Source organism: Salinimicrobium sediminilitoris (assembly GCF_020866905.1).
In the GTDB taxonomy this organism is placed as follows: Bacteria; Bacteroidota; Bacteroidia; order Flavobacteriales; family Flavobacteriaceae; genus Salinimicrobium; species Salinimicrobium sediminilitoris.
In genome coordinates this window covers 24,603-40,655 of the sequence record NZ_JAIVCC010000012.1, presented here as the reverse complement: position 1 = coordinate 40,655, position 16,053 = coordinate 24,603, and the positions used below count along the sequence as shown (strand labels likewise).

Annotated in this window: 18 protein-coding genes; 7 read left to right on the top strand and 11 right to left on the bottom strand. The window is 39.6% G+C overall.

Features of this window, described 5'->3' with window-relative positions:
- Positions 1-97: 97 nt before the first annotated feature.
- On the bottom strand, positions 98-544 hold the full coding sequence (locus tag LA313_RS11335) for an Hsp20/alpha crystallin family protein (protein ID WP_228915027.1): 447 nt from the start codon (positions 542-544) through the stop codon (positions 98-100).
- 215 nt (positions 545-759) lie between these two features.
- Here LA313_RS11335 and LA313_RS11330 point away from each other — a divergent pair, with 215 nt between their 5' ends.
- Complete coding sequence (locus LA313_RS11330) at positions 760-1,005, top strand: DUF1456 family protein (protein ID WP_029037838.1); 246 nt, start codon at positions 760-762, stop codon at positions 1,003-1,005.
- Between the two features lie 3 nt (positions 1,006-1,008).
- Positions 1,009-1,698 carry a phosphoadenylyl-sulfate reductase gene (locus tag LA313_RS11325; RefSeq protein ID WP_228915025.1) on the top strand — a complete coding sequence of 230 codons (690 nt, stop codon included), beginning with the start codon at positions 1,009-1,011 and terminating at the stop codon, positions 1,696-1,698.
- Positions 1,699-1,750: 52 nt separating this feature from the next.
- Here LA313_RS11325 and LA313_RS11320 read toward each other — a convergent pair whose 3' ends face one another.
- The 5 genes from LA313_RS11320 to LA313_RS11300 form a co-directional block, all read right to left on the bottom strand.
- On the bottom strand, positions 1,751-2,089 hold the full coding sequence (locus LA313_RS11320; protein ID WP_228915022.1) for a hypothetical protein: 339 nt from the start codon (positions 2,087-2,089) through the stop codon (positions 1,751-1,753).
- 177 nt (positions 2,090-2,266) lie between these two features.
- Positions 2,267-2,608 carry a hypothetical protein gene (locus LA313_RS11315; RefSeq protein ID WP_228915020.1) on the bottom strand — a complete coding sequence of 114 codons (342 nt, stop codon included), beginning with the start codon at positions 2,606-2,608 and terminating at the stop codon, positions 2,267-2,269.
- Between the two features lie 124 nt (positions 2,609-2,732).
- Positions 2,733-3,074 carry a hypothetical protein gene (locus LA313_RS11310; RefSeq protein ID WP_228915018.1) on the bottom strand — a complete coding sequence of 114 codons (342 nt, stop codon included), beginning with the start codon at positions 3,072-3,074 and terminating at the stop codon, positions 2,733-2,735.
- Between the two features lie 271 nt (positions 3,075-3,345).
- Positions 3,346-4,539 carry an ADP-forming succinate--CoA ligase subunit beta gene (sucC, locus tag LA313_RS11305; protein WP_228915009.1) on the bottom strand — a complete coding sequence of 398 codons (1,194 nt, stop codon included), beginning with the start codon at positions 4,537-4,539 and terminating at the stop codon, positions 3,346-3,348.
- 102 nt (positions 4,540-4,641) lie between these two features.
- Positions 4,642-5,298 carry an LON peptidase substrate-binding domain-containing protein gene (locus LA313_RS11300; RefSeq protein WP_228915006.1) on the bottom strand — a complete coding sequence of 219 codons (657 nt, stop codon included), beginning with the start codon at positions 5,296-5,298 and terminating at the stop codon, positions 4,642-4,644.
- A gap of 179 nt (positions 5,299-5,477) precedes the next feature.
- On the opposite strand from LA313_RS11300, the gene lysA reads away from it, so the two are divergent.
- Together lysA and LA313_RS11290 are read left to right on the top strand one after the other, a co-directional pair.
- On the top strand, positions 5,478-6,704 hold the full coding sequence (lysA, locus tag LA313_RS11295; RefSeq protein ID WP_228915004.1) for a diaminopimelate decarboxylase: 1,227 nt from the start codon (positions 5,478-5,480) through the stop codon (positions 6,702-6,704).
- A 137-nt stretch (positions 6,705-6,841) separates the two neighbouring features.
- Complete coding sequence (locus tag LA313_RS11290) at positions 6,842-7,285, top strand: DUF4168 domain-containing protein (RefSeq protein WP_228915002.1); 444 nt, start codon at positions 6,842-6,844, stop codon at positions 7,283-7,285.
- A gap of 78 nt (positions 7,286-7,363) precedes the next feature.
- On the opposite strand, the gene LA313_RS11285 is transcribed toward LA313_RS11290, so the two are convergent.
- Both LA313_RS11285 and LA313_RS11280 read right to left on the bottom strand, forming a co-directional pair.
- A complete protein-coding gene (locus LA313_RS11285; protein WP_228915000.1) occupies positions 7,364-8,860 on the bottom strand; it encodes a TrkH family potassium uptake protein in 1,497 nt (498 codons plus the stop codon).
- Positions 8,861-9,007: 147 nt separating this feature from the next.
- A complete protein-coding gene (locus LA313_RS11280; RefSeq protein WP_228914998.1) occupies positions 9,008-9,988 on the bottom strand; it encodes a potassium channel family protein in 981 nt (326 codons plus the stop codon).
- Between the two features lie 128 nt (positions 9,989-10,116).
- Here LA313_RS11280 and LA313_RS11275 point away from each other — a divergent pair, with 128 nt between their 5' ends.
- Both LA313_RS11275 and LA313_RS11270 read left to right on the top strand, forming a co-directional pair.
- On the top strand, positions 10,117-11,409 hold the full coding sequence (locus LA313_RS11275; RefSeq protein ID WP_228914996.1) for an erythromycin esterase family protein: 1,293 nt from the start codon (positions 10,117-10,119) through the stop codon (positions 11,407-11,409).
- Between the two features lie 9 nt (positions 11,410-11,418).
- On the top strand, positions 11,419-12,105 hold the full coding sequence (locus LA313_RS11270) for an MBL fold metallo-hydrolase (RefSeq protein WP_228914994.1): 687 nt from the start codon (positions 11,419-11,421) through the stop codon (positions 12,103-12,105).
- On the opposite strand, the gene LA313_RS11265 is transcribed toward LA313_RS11270, so the two are convergent.
- Both LA313_RS11265 and LA313_RS11260 read right to left on the bottom strand, forming a co-directional pair.
- Positions 12,102-12,827: a DUF72 domain-containing protein gene (locus LA313_RS11265; protein WP_228914993.1), complete on the bottom strand. Its 726-nt coding sequence runs from the start codon at positions 12,825-12,827 to the stop codon at positions 12,102-12,104. The two genes, LA313_RS11270 and LA313_RS11265, sit on opposite strands and share 4 nt — an antisense overlap.
- Positions 12,824-13,609 (bottom strand): Fpg/Nei family DNA glycosylase, encoded by a 786-nt coding sequence (locus LA313_RS11260; RefSeq protein WP_228914992.1) that lies wholly within the window; start codon positions 13,607-13,609, stop codon positions 12,824-12,826. Before LA313_RS11260 ends, LA313_RS11265 begins: the two co-directional genes overlap by 4 nt.
- A 126-nt stretch (positions 13,610-13,735) precedes the next feature.
- On the opposite strand from LA313_RS11260, the gene LA313_RS11255 reads away from it, so the two are divergent.
- Positions 13,736-14,422: a hypothetical protein gene (locus LA313_RS11255; RefSeq protein ID WP_333473557.1), complete on the top strand. Its 687-nt coding sequence runs from the start codon at positions 13,736-13,738 to the stop codon at positions 14,420-14,422.
- A 27-nt stretch (positions 14,423-14,449) separates the two neighbouring features.
- Here the strand turns inward: LA313_RS11255 and LA313_RS11250 are convergent, their stop codons facing one another.
- Positions 14,450-15,973, bottom strand: a complete 1,524-nt coding sequence (locus LA313_RS11250) for a GH3 family domain-containing protein (protein ID WP_228914991.1) — start codon at positions 15,971-15,973, stop codon at positions 14,450-14,452.
- Between the last annotated feature and the right edge of the window lie 80 nt (positions 15,974-16,053).

Genomic DNA, 16,053 nt, shown 5'->3' with positions numbered 1-16,053 from the left:
AAAAGAGGAAAAAGTATTGCTTCACATATTGACAATAAAAAAAGCCGCCTAAAAATTACTTTTTAGACGACCTCTTTACAATTTGTAAAACCTTACATTATTTGATATCAATCATTCGTTTGGCCTGTACCTTAGCATCTTCACGTTTTGGAAGCTCAATTTTTAATACTCCTTCTTTGTATTGTGCAGAGATCTTTTCGGGATCTGCTGTTTCAGGAAGACTGAAAGCACGCTTAAAGCTACTGTAGCTAAATTCGCGGCGGGTGAATCTTCCACCATTCTCTTTTTTCTCATCTTCTTTTCTAACTTCAGAAGAAATGGTAAGAACTCCGTTATCCAATTCCAGATTAAAATCTTTTTTAGTCATACCGGGAGCGGCAAGTTCGAGATGAAAAGCATCATCATCTTCAGAAATGTTTACGGCAGGAACGCTGGTTCCAATGCGGTTCATTCCGGAGTTTCCATTGTCCATCCAGTCGGTTTTGAACATGTCATCAAAAATTGATGGAAGCCAGTTGTCGGTGTTTCGTTTTACAAGGTTCATAGCTAAATATTTTTATGTTATACATTTTTACTTTTCAATTTCCATCAGTCAAATTAAATACCAGTTCATAAAATACGCCATTTTGTCTGCATTAAGTTGTTTTTAGGTGTCATTATGTCTGCATTAAAAAGGTTTTTACAGAAACTCTTTTACTTTGCTTTAGAAACTTCCTTAATTCAACAGGCTTATGTACTTTTACAGCCTAAAACTCACCTATGCCTCTATCTAATAATGATATCTTCAAGAAATTGAGAGTTGCTTTAAAACTACGGGATGAGGATATTGTTCATATTTGCTCCCTCGTGGATTTCAAAGTCACCAAAAGTGAGATTGGAGCTATTTTTCGAAGTGAAGACCATCCAAAATATATGGAATGCGGGGATCAATTTCTACGGAATTTCCTCAATGGATTAGTGATCTACAAACGTGGACCTATGCCCAAAAAAGAAGAAAAAAAGTAGCCCATGGAAGTAATTTCCGAGAAGAGAATCGTCACGGCTTCTGAAGTTGCCTCGCTCAATAAAAAATACCGGGATCTTAACCTACATGAGAGAATAGAAGAACTCTACAAGGATTTTAGCCTTACCGAAATAATGCTTACCAGCTCCTTTGCTGCTACCTCTGCCTTTCTTTTAAAACTATTTTCGGAGGTTAATCGTGATCAACTTATATATTTCATTGATACCGGTTACCATTTTGATGAAACCCTCAAGTACAGGAAAAAATTGGCTGAGCTTTACGGGCTTAAGGTAAGATCCATTAGTGCATTAAAAGAGGAACACGATTTTACAAGAACTGATGAGACATGGAAAAAAAATCCCGATTTCTGTTGTCACATAAACAAGGTGAAGCCTCTGGATATAATCAAGACAAAATACACTGTTTGGGTAAGCGGCTTGATGGAATGGCAAAGCGACCACCGTTCCACCCTTGACATTTTTGAAAACAGGGGAGAGATCCTTAAGTTTTATCCACTGCTGGACGTCACAAAGAAAGAGCGGGATGAGTTTATTGCAAAACATGAACTCCCTTTTCATCCTCTGGTTTCAAAGGGATACAGTTCGATTGGCTGCTCTCCCTGTACTGCACCGGGAGATGAAAGAAGCGGCCGCTGGAACAACAGCCCTAAAACCGAATGTGGTTTACACCTATAAATAAAAAACCCGGAGCGATTACTTCCGGGTTGTTTTTTAAGGTCAGCTTGACTTAACTCATTTTCTTTACAACAGTGAGTTCATAAATTCTGCCTTTCATCCAGGATTCGGCTGGAAGCAATCTGTTGGACAATTGCTTCTGAATGTACTCATTCACTTCCCCATTAGAAGAAGAAACCGATAAACTCTGGATCTTTTGATCTTCAGAAACTGAAAAGAATACTGTTACTTCAAGTGGTTCACACTCGTTGGCTAATTTCACATTTTCAAGAATTCTTTCAATTTCAACAGATACTGAATCTGGATTTGCAAGACTTTTAATCTCCCTGGCTGATACAGTTGAAGAAATGATTATTGCAAATACTACTAACAACAGTTTTAAATTTTTCATGACGTTCGTTTTTAAATTAATTGATGCGATTTGATGATTGATGATTTACTATAAAGACTTCACAAAGAGACAATTGTTACAACACTCAGGAAATTTTAACGAAAATTTTTGACCTTTCCTTGTAAGGTCATAAAAAAACCCGGTGATTAGCCGGGTTTTTTACCAATGTGCTGCAGCTTACCTGCTTGCCTGCACTTTTACCGGTAATTCATAGATCTTCTCAAAATGCCAGGATTTACCATAAAGCTTTTGGTTCTCCAATCTTTTTTTAAGGAAAGAATTTACTTCCTCGTTTGGAGAATCAATCAAACTGATCTCAATTTTTCTATCTTCATTTACTTTAAAGATAACCCGCACTGTAAATTCTTCTTCAATGACTAAACCGGAATCTAAAAGCATTTGTTCTATTTGATCACTAATTGATCTGTTTCTTTCTTCAAAATCGAAATTGGTGTTTGCAAGAGTTGCAGTTGATACAGTTAATGCAAAAGCGGCTAATAAAAGTCTAAAGCGTTTCATAATCGTTCGTTTTAAAAATTAATATTAATTGATTGATGTTATACCATAAAGACTGTAAGCAATTTCCGATTGTTACAGTCATCTTTTTCCTTAACTTAACTTTAACAGTTTCTCGAAACCTGAATTATCGAATGGCCTTTACCCTTACCGGTAATTCATACACCTTGTTAGAGTCCCAATTCGCACCTTTCAATTGTTGACCACTTAGACGTGCTCTCAAAAATTTATTTGCCCTTTCATTTGATGAGGAAATGGATCTTATTTCAATTTCCTTACTGTCATTAAGAATGAACAACACCTTAATTGTAAAATCTTTCTCAATAATAAGAGATGAACGGGAAAGCATTCTGGAAATTTCTTCGCTAAAAGGATCTTTTCCAGACGTCATACTTAAAGAAGTCGCCGCAATACTTGAAAATGAGATAAACATGATTAGTGTAAACAGGAAAGATTTAATTGTTTTCATAGCTCTGGTTTTTTGTTTTTGATTTCGGGGTAAAATTATCTCAAACCAATTGTCCTGAGAAAAAAACGAGGTTATCAAAATGTTGAGGAATGTTTATCTAATTCGCAAAAATTGAGGTGGAATTTTAGACCAGGTTACGAATATGTCAACAGGGTAATGACACAGGTATTCAACAATAGGTATTAGGCAGCTTCCAATCTTCTACTCTACTGCCATAAATAGAAAAACCCCGGAGCTTTCCGGGGTTTTCTATTTTATGTTTTAAAGAGTATTAAGCCAATACTTCCTGCACTTTATCTGCTGCTTCCTGGAATTCAACAGCACTGTACACATCAAGTCCGCTGTTATCGATTAGTTCCTTGGCAATATCTGCGTTAGTTCCCTGGAGACGAACAATAATAGGTACATTAATAGTATCTCCCAGGTTTTTGTAAGCATCAACAATTCCCTGTGCAACACGGTCACATCTTACAATTCCTCCAAATATGTTAACCAATATAGCTTTTACTTTATCATCTTTCAAGATAAGACGGAATGCTTCTTCAACTCTCTTGGCATCGGCAGTACCTCCAACATCAAGGAAGTTCGCAGGTTCCCCACCGGCCTGTTTTATAAGGTCCATGGTCGCCATTGCAAGTCCGGCACCATTTACCATACATCCAACATTCCCATCAAGGTCAACGTAGTTAAGACCTACTGCACGGGCTTCTACTTCTACCGGGCTCTCCTCACGCTCATCACGCATTTCGGCGTAATCTTTATGACGAAAAAGCGCATTATCATCAAGAGTAACTTTAGCATCAACAGCCATGATCTTATCATCGCTGGTTTTAAGGACGGGATTGATCTCGAAAAGAGAAGAATCAGATTTTGTGAAGGCCTCATAAAGAGACATCACGAATTTGGTCATTTCTTTAAATGCATTTCCGCTTAATCCAAGGTTGAAGGCAATTCTTCTCGCCTGGAATGGCAGCAATCCTGTTGCAGGATCCACTTCTTCATTGAATATCAAATGTGGGGTTTCTTCGGCAACAGTTTCAATGTCCATACCACCTTCTGTAGAATACATGATCATATTCTTACCTGTAGCACGGTTAAGAAGAACAGACATATAATATTCTTCGGGCTCATTGTCACCTGGATAATAAACATCCTCGGCCACCAATACCTGATGTACTTTTTTACCTTCAGCAGAAGTTTGTGGCGTTACCAGGTTCATCCCGATTATTTGCCCTGCAATTTCTTCAACTTCCTGGAGATTTTTGGCAAGTTTAACTCCGCCACCTTTTCCACGTCCACCTGCATGTACCTGGGCCTTAATAACATGCCATCCTGTACCGGTTTGTTCTGTAAGTTTTTTTGCAGCTTCAACTGCCTCTTTTGCATCCTGAGCAACAATCCCACGTTGTATGCGGACCCCAAAACTGCTTAAAATTTCTTTTCCCTGATATTCGTGTATGTTCATAATAAGGTATTTCTTCAGTATTCGTTAAGGTTCACAAAAGTAGCAAATGTTAGAGGATTCTGCCAATCTTTTTAATGCTGGCACATAAATCAAAGATTTTCCTTACTTTTTAGTTCTTAGCCTGAATTCTGTGAAATCAAGTGGGTCATAATTTCTGAAATGCCCGTTAAGTTCTATGACCTGTTTAGTGCGGTTCATCTCCTGAACAATAGGGATAGAAATGAGAAGGTGATTGATCAAAAATTCCTGCCTGGCTTTTTCTGAAGTCAGCTTTAGCAAAGAATATTCCTGCTCCAGGGAAAGGCCAATTTTATGGGCGAGGGTGAAACTCGTAAAACCGGCGATGTCTATTATAGGACGGGGCACTTCCAAATGTTCATACAATTCATAAATGAGATCCAGTAATTGCTGTTTTAAAGCCCTGGTAGATTCCCCACGATCTTTTAAAAATTCAACATCTCCTCCTGCATATAATTTACCGGATTCTTTATAATCAAACTTCTTTACTCTAAAGACCCGAAGGCCTATACATATAATATCTTTAGCACCAGAATCATAGCTCTTCATAACTTTTGTAAGCTTCATCTCTGTTCCATATTCCAAATGATCATTAAAATATATAGGAATACCAAAGTGCATCCCGGTACTTTCGCAATCTTCAATCAACTGAACATATCGTTCTTCAAAAATATGCAAAGGCAATTTCTCGCCCGGAAATACCACGCTTTGTAATGGAAATAATGCAAGCCGATAGACCATAAATAATTGGTTTACAACTTGTAAATTACAAAAAATCTTCCTCACTGGGTAAGTAAGGTCACCAAAATTTCTACCTATTCCCCCTTAAAAATAACATTTTGTTAGAATTGGTTAATTTTCAACATGCAGTGCGAGAATGACAAAAAACCCTTTTACTTTTGCGGCTTTAATAAATAAAAATGAACAACCAGGACCTTTTAAATATTGCGGAAGAATTCGGTAGCCCTGTATATGTATATGATGCCGAAAAGATCATTTCACAGTACAATCGCCTTACCTCTGCTTTCAATAAGATAGAAAATCTTCGGATTCACTACGCTGTTAAAGCACTTTCCAATATTTCAATCCTCGGTTTGTTTAAAGAATTGGGTGCCGGCCTGGATACTGTGTCTATTCAGGAAGTGAAATTAGGACTGGAAGCCGGCGTGGAACCTTCAAAGATCATCTATACTCCCAACGGAGTTTCCCTTGAGGAAATTGAAAAAGTATCGGCAATGGGGGTACAGATCAATATTGACAACCTCTCCATTCTTGAACAATTTGGAACAAAACATCCCTCGGTACCGGTCTGTATAAGGATTAATCCTCATGTGATGGCAGGTGGCAATACCAATATTTCGGTGGGACATATAGATTCTAAATTCGGAATTTCAATCCACCAGATCCCGCACCTCCTGCGCATTGTAGAAAATACGGGGATGCACATCAATGGGATCCACATGCATACCGGAAGTGACATCCTGGATATCGAAGTATTCTTATATGCATCTGAAATTCTTTTTGACACAGCCCGCCATTTTAAAGATCTTGAATTCATTGACTTTGGAAGTGGATTTAAAGTCCCTTATAAAGAAGGGGACATAGAAACAAATATTGAGGAACTCGGGGAAAAGCTCACTTCCAGGTTTAAATCATTTTGTAAAGAATACGGTCGGGACCTTACCCTTGCTTTTGAACCGGGGAAATTTTTAGTGAGTGAGGCAGGAAAGTTCCTGGCACGGGTAAATGTGATTAAACAAACCACCTCCACTGTTTTTGCAGGAGTAGATAGTGGATTTAATCATTTAATTCGTCCCATGTTCTATGGTTCCCGCCACGAAATTCACAACATTTCAAATCCCGGTGGGAAAGAAAGATTTTACTCTGTGGTTGGTTACATCTGTGAAACTGACACTTTCGCCAATAACCGCAGAATTTCAGAAATTAAAGAGGGAGATATTCTGGCCTTTGATAATGCAGGAGCCTACTGCTATTCCATGTCAAGTAATTTTAATTCCCGATATCGTCCCCCGGAAGTAATGTGGTACAATGATGCAGCCCATTTAATTAGAAAAAGGGAAGATTTCGAAGATCTTACCCGGGGACAGGTGAAGCTTGATCTTTCAGCTTTAATAGAAAAAGAATAATCTTTCAAAAAAGGAGTTTTTCGTGTCATTGTTAATTCAAAAGTGGGAACTTTCTCCATTTTGAGTTGAAAAAAGACAACTTCTTTGCCTTTTTGGATCATTACCTTTAGGTTTGTAAAAAACCTAAATTAAACGATATGATCTTAAGTAAGATGAAAATGTTCGGCTTATTATTTCTCATGATAATTGGCAGTTCCAGCCTAATGGCGCAAACCAATGTTACAGACGAGGAAATAGGTCAATTTGCCGTAACCTTTCAAAAGATGCGCATGATAAATCAGGAAGCTCAAAAGCAATTGAGTGAAGCGATCGCAGAAGAAGGCATGGAGGTTACAAGATTTAATACTATTCACCAGGCGCAAATGGATCCTGCGGCTGAAGTTGAACTCACCAAGGAAGAAGAGAAGAAATATGAAGCTATTATAAAGGATCTAAACGAAATGCAGACAGAATTCCGCAAGGAGATCGAAGATATGATCAAAGATGGTGGACTGTCGGTAGAGCGTTATGAACAAATTGGAAATCAGTTACAAAATGACGCCGAACTTCAGGAGAGACTTCGGGAAGAATTGACCAACTAGACACTTCCCTAAGAACAAAGCTCAAAGCCTGCCTGGAAATATTTTCTAAGCAGGCTTTTTTCAATTCTGGAGTACAGACTATTCTTTTCTTTTTACAGCTACTTTGCTTTTCAATAAATAAAATGGGGAAATAATCAGAATAACTATGGCCATAATTTCAAGCCGTCCCAACCACATCAATAAAGAAAGAAGATATTTCGCATTTTCGGGCATTCCTGCCCCGGTTACCCCTGTACTCAATCCTACATTGCTCAAAGCTGAAGCAGTATCAAAAAGGATCTGGTAGAATGTATAATCATCCCCCACTGATAAAGAGAGAAAGAAGGTTCCAAAGGTAAGGGTGATCACCCATAGAAAAAGAACATTTGCCGCCTGTTGAATGTTATTCCTCATCTCCCTGGGTTCTTTCATTTCTCCATCAAAGGTGACTTTGGCTTCCTTTTCTTCAGGAAACCATACCTGCTTAATGCTCCGCCAGATACCTTTGGCAAACCATGCGAACCTTACTGTTTTAATACCACCACCTGTTGATCCGGCATTAGCACCCAGCAACATTAATATTACTAGCACAAAAGCCGGAGCCATTGGCCATAGTCCAAGTTCTACGGTGTTCAATCCACAAGTGGCAAGTGCAGAAGTTGCCTGAAATAGTAAATCAATAATACTTAGCTCTGGATAAATCCACAAAAGGAGACAAAATGCTGCAACCAGAAAGAAAAAAAAGTAGTGAAGCTGAGTTTGTTTTAGGAACCTTTTTAGATCAAATTGAAAAACCAGTAAGTAATGAATTTTAAAAGCAATCGCTCCCATGACCATTATTAGGATAGTCAAGGCTTTTATCTGTGTAGTATAATCTGTAAAACTGTTGGAGGTGACAGAGAAGCCACCTGTTCCAAGAGCTGTCATTCCGTGATTTAAAGCTTCCCAAAAAGGCATTCCGGAGAAATAATAAAGTAGAATTGAAACCAGAGTATATCCTATATATATCCACCAGATTTTCTGAATGGTAGCCGTTACGGGGGCATCCTTAATTTCCCAATGCCTGGTTTCCGCGTGGTATAGTCGTTCATCATCATGATTAAGCTTAAGAAGAAGGGAAGCCAGCATTATCACTCCTATTCCCCCTATCCATTCAGAAAAGCTACGCCACCACTGCAGGCTATAGGGAATTTCGGAAGGATCATCTAACATCGTTAGGCCGGTCCCGGTGAACCCGGAGACTGATTCAAACATACTGTTTACCAGCACTTCAAACACAGGCAGCTGAGCGTAAACTCCCGCAGGTGCTGTCATGGCGATACCATAGAAGGGAATTATTCCAAACAAAGAAATGAGCAACCAGGCCAAGGCCACAAGTATGACTGAAAGACCTTTACTGGTTTCCTTCCCGGCTTTAAAAAGATGGAAAAACAGTTGTCCTGTTCCCACACTCACTAACGCCATTCCCGCGAAAGGCCCTAAGGCAAACCATTCGGAGTAAGAAATTATTACGGGTAAAGACAAAATGGCCAGACCTGCAGGAATGTGAAGAAGTTTTCCAATATCTCTTAAAAAAGTACTTAAAGAAGGTCCCAAATATTCAATTGTATTTAATAGCAGTATAAATAATAATAATAATACAAAAGAGCAATTTAGCTAATGCTCTTCAAGTCCAAGTTATTAATACTGCAATTATAGATCTATAATATATTCTTAAAGTAGAAGAAAAAGATATAAAAGGATTTATTCTTGGGAAACTGTTTTTAACCGGTAAACTTCTTTCCAGTTCCATCCCGCGTATTTTAAACTGGAAGTAAATTGTCGGTCCATTTCCAGGTGATTCTCAAAGTAATACCCGTATTTCATCCAGTGACTCCTGTAAGTTTTTAACTCCTCCTCACTGTGAGTGGCGGCATCTGGGTCCTCCAGCCCCAGCTCCAGGTATTTCTCTATTCCGTTTAATAAAGCCGTCAATTTCTTGTGCTGGACAGAATCTTTTTTCCAATCGAGTCTAATGATCATAAGCACCTCGTAAAGTCTTGCGAGCTGCACTATAAGAGCAGATTCATGTTGTTTTGACAGGAAATAATTAGCCATTGGGAAAGCCAGGTAACTACTTGCATTCTGTAAAATTTGCTGTCTTAGATCGCTCGCATTGGAAACCAGGTTCTCCAGATCCTCTTGCTGCTTATAGAATTGAAAGATCTCTTCCACATCCTTCCCCATGGTAGAAATAAGAAAAGCCAGCTGCTTTTTAGACAGCACAGCGTTGATCACACTTAGAAGATAAGTCAACCCAGTGGTGATCAAGATAAATCCCGAAAAAGATAAAATACCGGTAAGTATCCTGCTTGTATCATTCCCGGGAACAAAGTCTCCAATTCCCAGGGTCGAAAGAACATAGCCGGTGTAGTAAAATCTTTCGGGATGTGTGGCCGGTAAACCTGTGGTACCATTCACTACCATTTCCTCCCCGGCGCTAAATACCGTATAGGTCCCTATAAACAATAACAACATCCAGAGGAAAGTTGTCATTAAAAGATGTGTTATACCCGAAAATTTAAAAATGGTACGGGAGCGGTTTTGGATCATGATCCTGTTGAGGATCTGATTTACAATTCTCGAAAAAATACCAAAACCATTACCGGAAAGTGTGGTGTGAAAAAAGTCCAGATAGGTGAAAAGAATTATGGCTAAACCAATTACTATTTGAGCTGTCTGCATGCACCCTAAATTAATTAAAAGGTCCTTAAAAAAATCTAATATCAACTTAAACTTTTCTAAAGCCTCTGCTCATCATCTAATATTTGGTCATTGAATTTTGTACATTATAATATCTAAAATGAGCTATCATGAATCTGGAAAATGAAAAAGGAAAGGAGTATATCAAACCTCTTGAAAATACAAAAGATCTTGACCCCCTGCTGGACAAAATTGGTGATTCTAAATATGTGTTGCTCGGCGAGGCCACTCACGGCACTCATGAATACTATACCTGGAGGGCAGAAATTTCAAAAAGGCTGATCAAGGAAAAAGGATTTTCCTTTGTCGCCGTTGAAGGAGACTGGCCCGATTGTTTTGAGATCAATCGTTGGATCAAAAATTTCCCCGACACTCCTTCACAAATCTCTGAAGTCCTAAACAATTTCAATCGCTGGCCAACCTGGATGTGGGCGAACTGGGAAATTGCCGCTTTCGCGGAATGGTTAAGGAACCACAATAAAAATTTAGAGCCAAAGAAGAAAGTTGGATTTTACGGGCTGGACGTATATAGTCTTTGGGAATCCATGGAAATCATCGTCAACTACCTGGAAAAAGAAGATCCCGAAGTTGCTGCCCTGGCCAAACTTACCGCCGACTGTTTTGAGCCTTACCGGCAAAATGATTCTTATGTAACGGCTTATCGCGGGTTAAACCAAAAGTGCCGCAGTGAAGTGGTTCAACTGCTTAAGGAGGTGCGACAAAAAACATCTCAATATGAAAACGAACCCGAGGCAGGGCTCAACGCAGAACTAAATTCCCTGGTTCTTAAAAATGCCGAAAAATATTATGAAGCCATGGCAAAATTTGACCATTCCTCATGGAATGTAAGAGACAGCCATATGGTAGAAACCTTGAATACCCTTACTAATTACCACGGTGACGACGCCAAAGTAATTGTTTGGGAGCACAATACCCATATTGGAGATGCCCGGGCTACAAATATGGCGGCATCGGGATTGCATAATGTGGGCCAATTGGTGCGACAGCAGCACAAAAAGGACGGGGTGGTCCTGGTAGGTTTCGGCTCGTATGAAGGATCTGTAATAGCAGGGGAATTTTGGGGGGCTCCCATAAAGAACATGGATCTGCCAAAAGCTATTGATGGCAGTATTGAAAAGGTGTTGCACACTTTGGGCGCAGAAAATAAGCTACTACTCTTTGAGGAGGGAAGCGACCTCTCCAAGAAGCTAAAGGATAAAATAGGCCATCGTGCAGTGGGTGTGGTATACGATCCTCACCAGGAGCGCGGCAATTATGTCCCCTCAAAAATGTCAAAAAGATACGATGCTTTTCTGTACATCGACAGGACGCAGGGAGTACATCCTCTTCACCTTAAACCTGAAGGCAGTAAGATCCCCGATACTTTTCCCTTCGGAATTTAACGGTTACTTATGAAGATCAAGATCCTGGGCACCCGCGGAAAAATTGAACCCAAAGCTGAAAATCATGTAAATCACACAGGTTTCCTGCTCGACGACAAGATCCTTATAGATGTTGGCGAGCCGAATTATTTGGAATACACACCTGAAGCCATAGTCTTTACGCATTTTCACCCGGACCATGCCTTCTTTGTTCCAAATAAAGAAAAATTCGATCCTAATATTCCCCTTTTTGGGCCCGAAGCTCATGAGCTCATTCCAAAGCTACAGGTGATTTCGAAAAAATTTGAACTGGAAGGTTACAGCTTCACTCCTATTCCGGTAATTCACGCTTTAAGACTGAAATCTCTTGGATACATCATCCAAAAAGGGCAAAAAAGGATCTTCATTACCGGCGACGTCGCCTGGATTGAAAAAGCTAACCTTAAGGATTTGCCTCGACTCGATCTGGTGATTACTGAAGCCACTTTCATACATAAAGGTGGCAGAATAAACCGAAAGAAAGATAGCATTTTTGGTCACACTGGAGTACCCGATCTTATTCGACTGCTGAGTCCGCACACAAAGAAGATCGCTTTTTGCCATTACGGCGAATGGTTCTTTGAAAATTCTCCTGAAGAAAGTAAGAAGCAGATAGAATCACTTGAAGAGGGTGTGGAGCTTATTCCCACGCAGGATGGAATGGAGCTGAAAGTTTAAGAATTTTGACCAAACAAACCCTTTAGTTGCTGCGCATTTTTGGGGGCATTGGCATGGATGTCATTATTAAAATAAATATAGATCTCCTTTAAACCCGAATTCCTTACCCTGTGCGCCCATCCCTGTAATTCATCTTCAGAATAATAGTAATCATACCATTTTTTTCCTTTTCCGTGGAAGCGCAGGTAACCAGTTTCTGAAGTTGTGATCATTTCTTCAGGAAAACGGGGGCTGGAAATAGCACAGAAAATCACATTTTGCTTTCTCAACAAAGCATAAACCTCTTCATCATACCAGCTCTCGTGTCGAAATTCAATGACATTATTTACGCTTTTATCGAAATGCTTAATAAAATCCAGCAGCTTTTCATCATTGCGGTGTACGCTGGGTGGCAACTGCCACAGTAAATTTCCAAGCTTATGGCCCATAATGCCTGAAGTAGTATTAAAGTTCCCCACACTTTCCTCTACGTCATTCAGCTTTTTCATGTGGGTAATATAGCGACTGCCTTTGAGCGTAAACTTAAAATTTTCGGGCACAGTATCCCGCCACTTTTCAACAGTTTTGTCCTGCGGAAATCTATAAAAAGTGCTGTTTATTTCGACAGTATTAAATTCTCCTGAATAATGGTCCAGCCAATTCTTTTGAGCGAGTTTTTCAGGATAGAATTTTCCTCTCCAGTCCCTGTAATTCCATCCGGAACATCCTATATATAACTTCATTTTTCCTCTTTTTGACAGGATGGGCAAAAGTAGGTGCTCCTGCCCGAAACTTTTATTTGTTTTATCTTTCCTTTACAAGCCGGGCAATCATCGCCTTCTTTCCTATGTTTAATTATGTAAGAGTCCGGGAAATCTTCCCGCACCCCTTCTTTTTCTATAGCTTTTTCAAGCACTTTTTTCATCTGCTTAAAAAGCTGTTTTTTATCCTTTTCTGAAATTGCATTTGTCTTTGTCTTTGGATGTATTTTACACTGGTACAGCATTTCGTCTGAATATAAGTTCCCAATTCCGGCGAGAACATGCTGGTCTGTAAGGACTCCTTTAATGCTTCCGGTTTTATTCTCAAGCAACTCAAGAAATTCCTTTTCAGTTAAATCTAATGCATCTTTTCCTATTTCCTGACTCTTCCTGAAATCTTCCACATCTTCAGCAATATAAAGCTTCCCTAATTTTCTTTGAGATAAATAAGCCAGATGATCATTGTCTTCAAATGAAAAAACTACCCGGGAATATTTCGGCGGATCCTGGTTTTTGTAGTACTCGATCTTTCCTGTCATTCCAAAATGCATCACCAAAGCCTTGTCACCGGAAGTTTCAATGACTAAATACTTTCCCAGCCTAATCCCATTTTTGAACTTCTTCCCTTTAAAGGCTTTGATAAATTCTTCTTTTGGGGATTGAAGGCTACCCGTGTGTAGAAAGTCAATAGCTGTGATCTTTTTATTAAGCGCAGTGGCGTTGAGATAATCTTTGAAAAGAGAAATTTCGGGTAGTTCTGGCATAGTCGTTGTCTTTTATAGCTTCCTCAAATTAATTAAAATCAACCTAATACCCCATTTTTTATGAAAAGTTTCAAAGAATTCAATTTGAGAATTTCTAATTTATGGAGGCAGGTACAAATAAGAAATATGCACAGATCATTAAGAACAACTTTAGCTTTATTTATCATGCTGCCTTTGCTGGCAGGGAACTGGGGCTGTGCTGCAAAAAAAGATATGGAAGAAAAAAAGGTCGTTTACCAGGGCAACAAAATAATTCCTGAAAGTATACTGGACGAAGCTAAAATCGCTCTTTCCTATTACCCCGAACTTAAAGATGTAGAAATCGAATTCAAGTTCAAAAACAACATAAAAAAATCTTTTATGCAGGCCCAGCCTGACAAAGCGAACTTGTTCAAAGGGAAAAACGACCGCACCTACAACATCTTTATGAGCAGTAAATTCCTGATCGAAAAAGAAGAATTTTCAATGGCCGATGTTCCGTCTGATGTTCTTATTGGCTGGCTTGGACACGAACTTGGGCATATAATGGACTACCGGGACAAATCGGCTATGGGATTGGTCATTTTCGGAATGAGGTATATAACTTCAGACAACTATATAAAGGAAGCAGAACGCACTGCCGACACCTATGCCGTAAACAGCGGAATGGGAGATTATATCCTGGCAACAAAGGATTTTATTTTAAATCACTCTCATCTTTCAGATTCTTATAAGGAAAGGATCGCCCGCCTGTATCTCTCTCCTGAAGAGATCCTGGTCCTGGTGAACAAACTGGAAGAAGAGCTGGAAGAAGCTGAAAAAGAGGAAAGCTAATCTATTGTAGATTATATATCGCATTTATTATTTGTAGTTCCTGACGAACTCTTCCCACTCAGCAAATTTCTCTTCTTTCATTACTTTTTCCATTTTTACCTGTCCGCCTTTCTTTTTATTGGAGGCGCTCCATTCAGTGAATACCTTTGGTGGAACCTTTACCACTTCCACCCCTTTTAAGGCTTTACTTCGGGCAACACCATAATTCTTATTAGCATCCTGCAGGGCTTTGTCGAGTGATTCTGCCAGTTTCTTTTCATCAATTTCTGCTTCAGTTCCCAGGTACCATTTATGAATGTATTCACTGTTCTTTTTTACGGCTGCCACTGTAAATTCGGGAATTGTAATATTGAATTTCTCCTCCATCTCTTTTACTGCCTCATTCATCTTATTGACAGATAATTGAGATCCCACCACATTCAGAAAGAATTTAGTCCTACCTGTTATTCGTATCTCCAGGCGCTCAACATCTGTGAATTTCACGGTGTCGCCAATAACGTAACGCCAGGCGCCGGAGACTGTGCTTATCAACAGTACATAATCCTTTTCGGGTTCTACTTTTTCCAAAGGCACTACGGGCGCTTCAGGTTTTACAGATCCATCTTCAGTTATATATTCAGGTTTAAAAGGAACAAATTCAAAATAGATCCCATTGTCGACCACCAGCTGCATAGAATGGGTTTCGGGACGCGCCTGGAAAGCCAAAAAACCTTCAGAAGCAAGGTAAGTATCTATCACCACCAACGGGGAGGCAACCAGTTTTTCAAAAGCCTTTTCATAAGGTTCAAAAGCTACTCCTCCAGTGGTATATACCAGCAGGTTTGGCCAAATCTCATGAATGTTGCTGGCATTATGGAATTCCAGGATCTTCTTGATCATCAATTCGGTCCATGAGGGAATACCCGACATGGCACCTATATCCCAGTTCTTAGCCTCTTTAGCGATCTCTAAAACCCGCTTATCCCAATCTTCAATCTCAGAAATTTCAACTCCCGGCTTATAGAAATTCCTGAACCAAAAAGGAATATTACTCGCGCTAATTCCGCTTATTTCCCCTTCCTCATGATCCTCAACCTTATTAAGATCTGTAGAACTGCCCAGCATCAAGATCTCTTTCTGAAAAAAATCTGAGGGTAGATCATAATTCGCGAGGGAACCCACCTGTTTTATCCCCGTTTGGCGAATTGCTTCTACCATATCTTCGGTAACGGGAATCCTTTTGCTCGACTTTCCGGTCGTACCCGAGCTCAAGGCAAAATAGGGAGGTTTCCCGGGCCAGGTAATATTTTCTTCCCCTTCATGCATCCTGCTCCACCATTCTTCATTGATCTTATTATAGTCAAAAATGGGAATTCGGCTCGAAAATTCTGCCTTTATGTCATCAGATTCAAGGATCTCATCAAATTTATAATGCTTACCAAAGGCCGTGTTTTCTGCCTTTTTAAGCAGGCTTCTTAGCACCTCCACCTGGGCTTCATCGGGTTTTGGTTGAGAAGTCACGGCATCCCGTGCCTGTATAAGTCCTTTTATGATCGATCCTATTACTGCCATTGTTTGAAGTTTGGCTGAAATTACTGAAAAGGTCTTTAACCACCCGAAATGCAGGTTTGAATTATCAAGATTTTAACCTT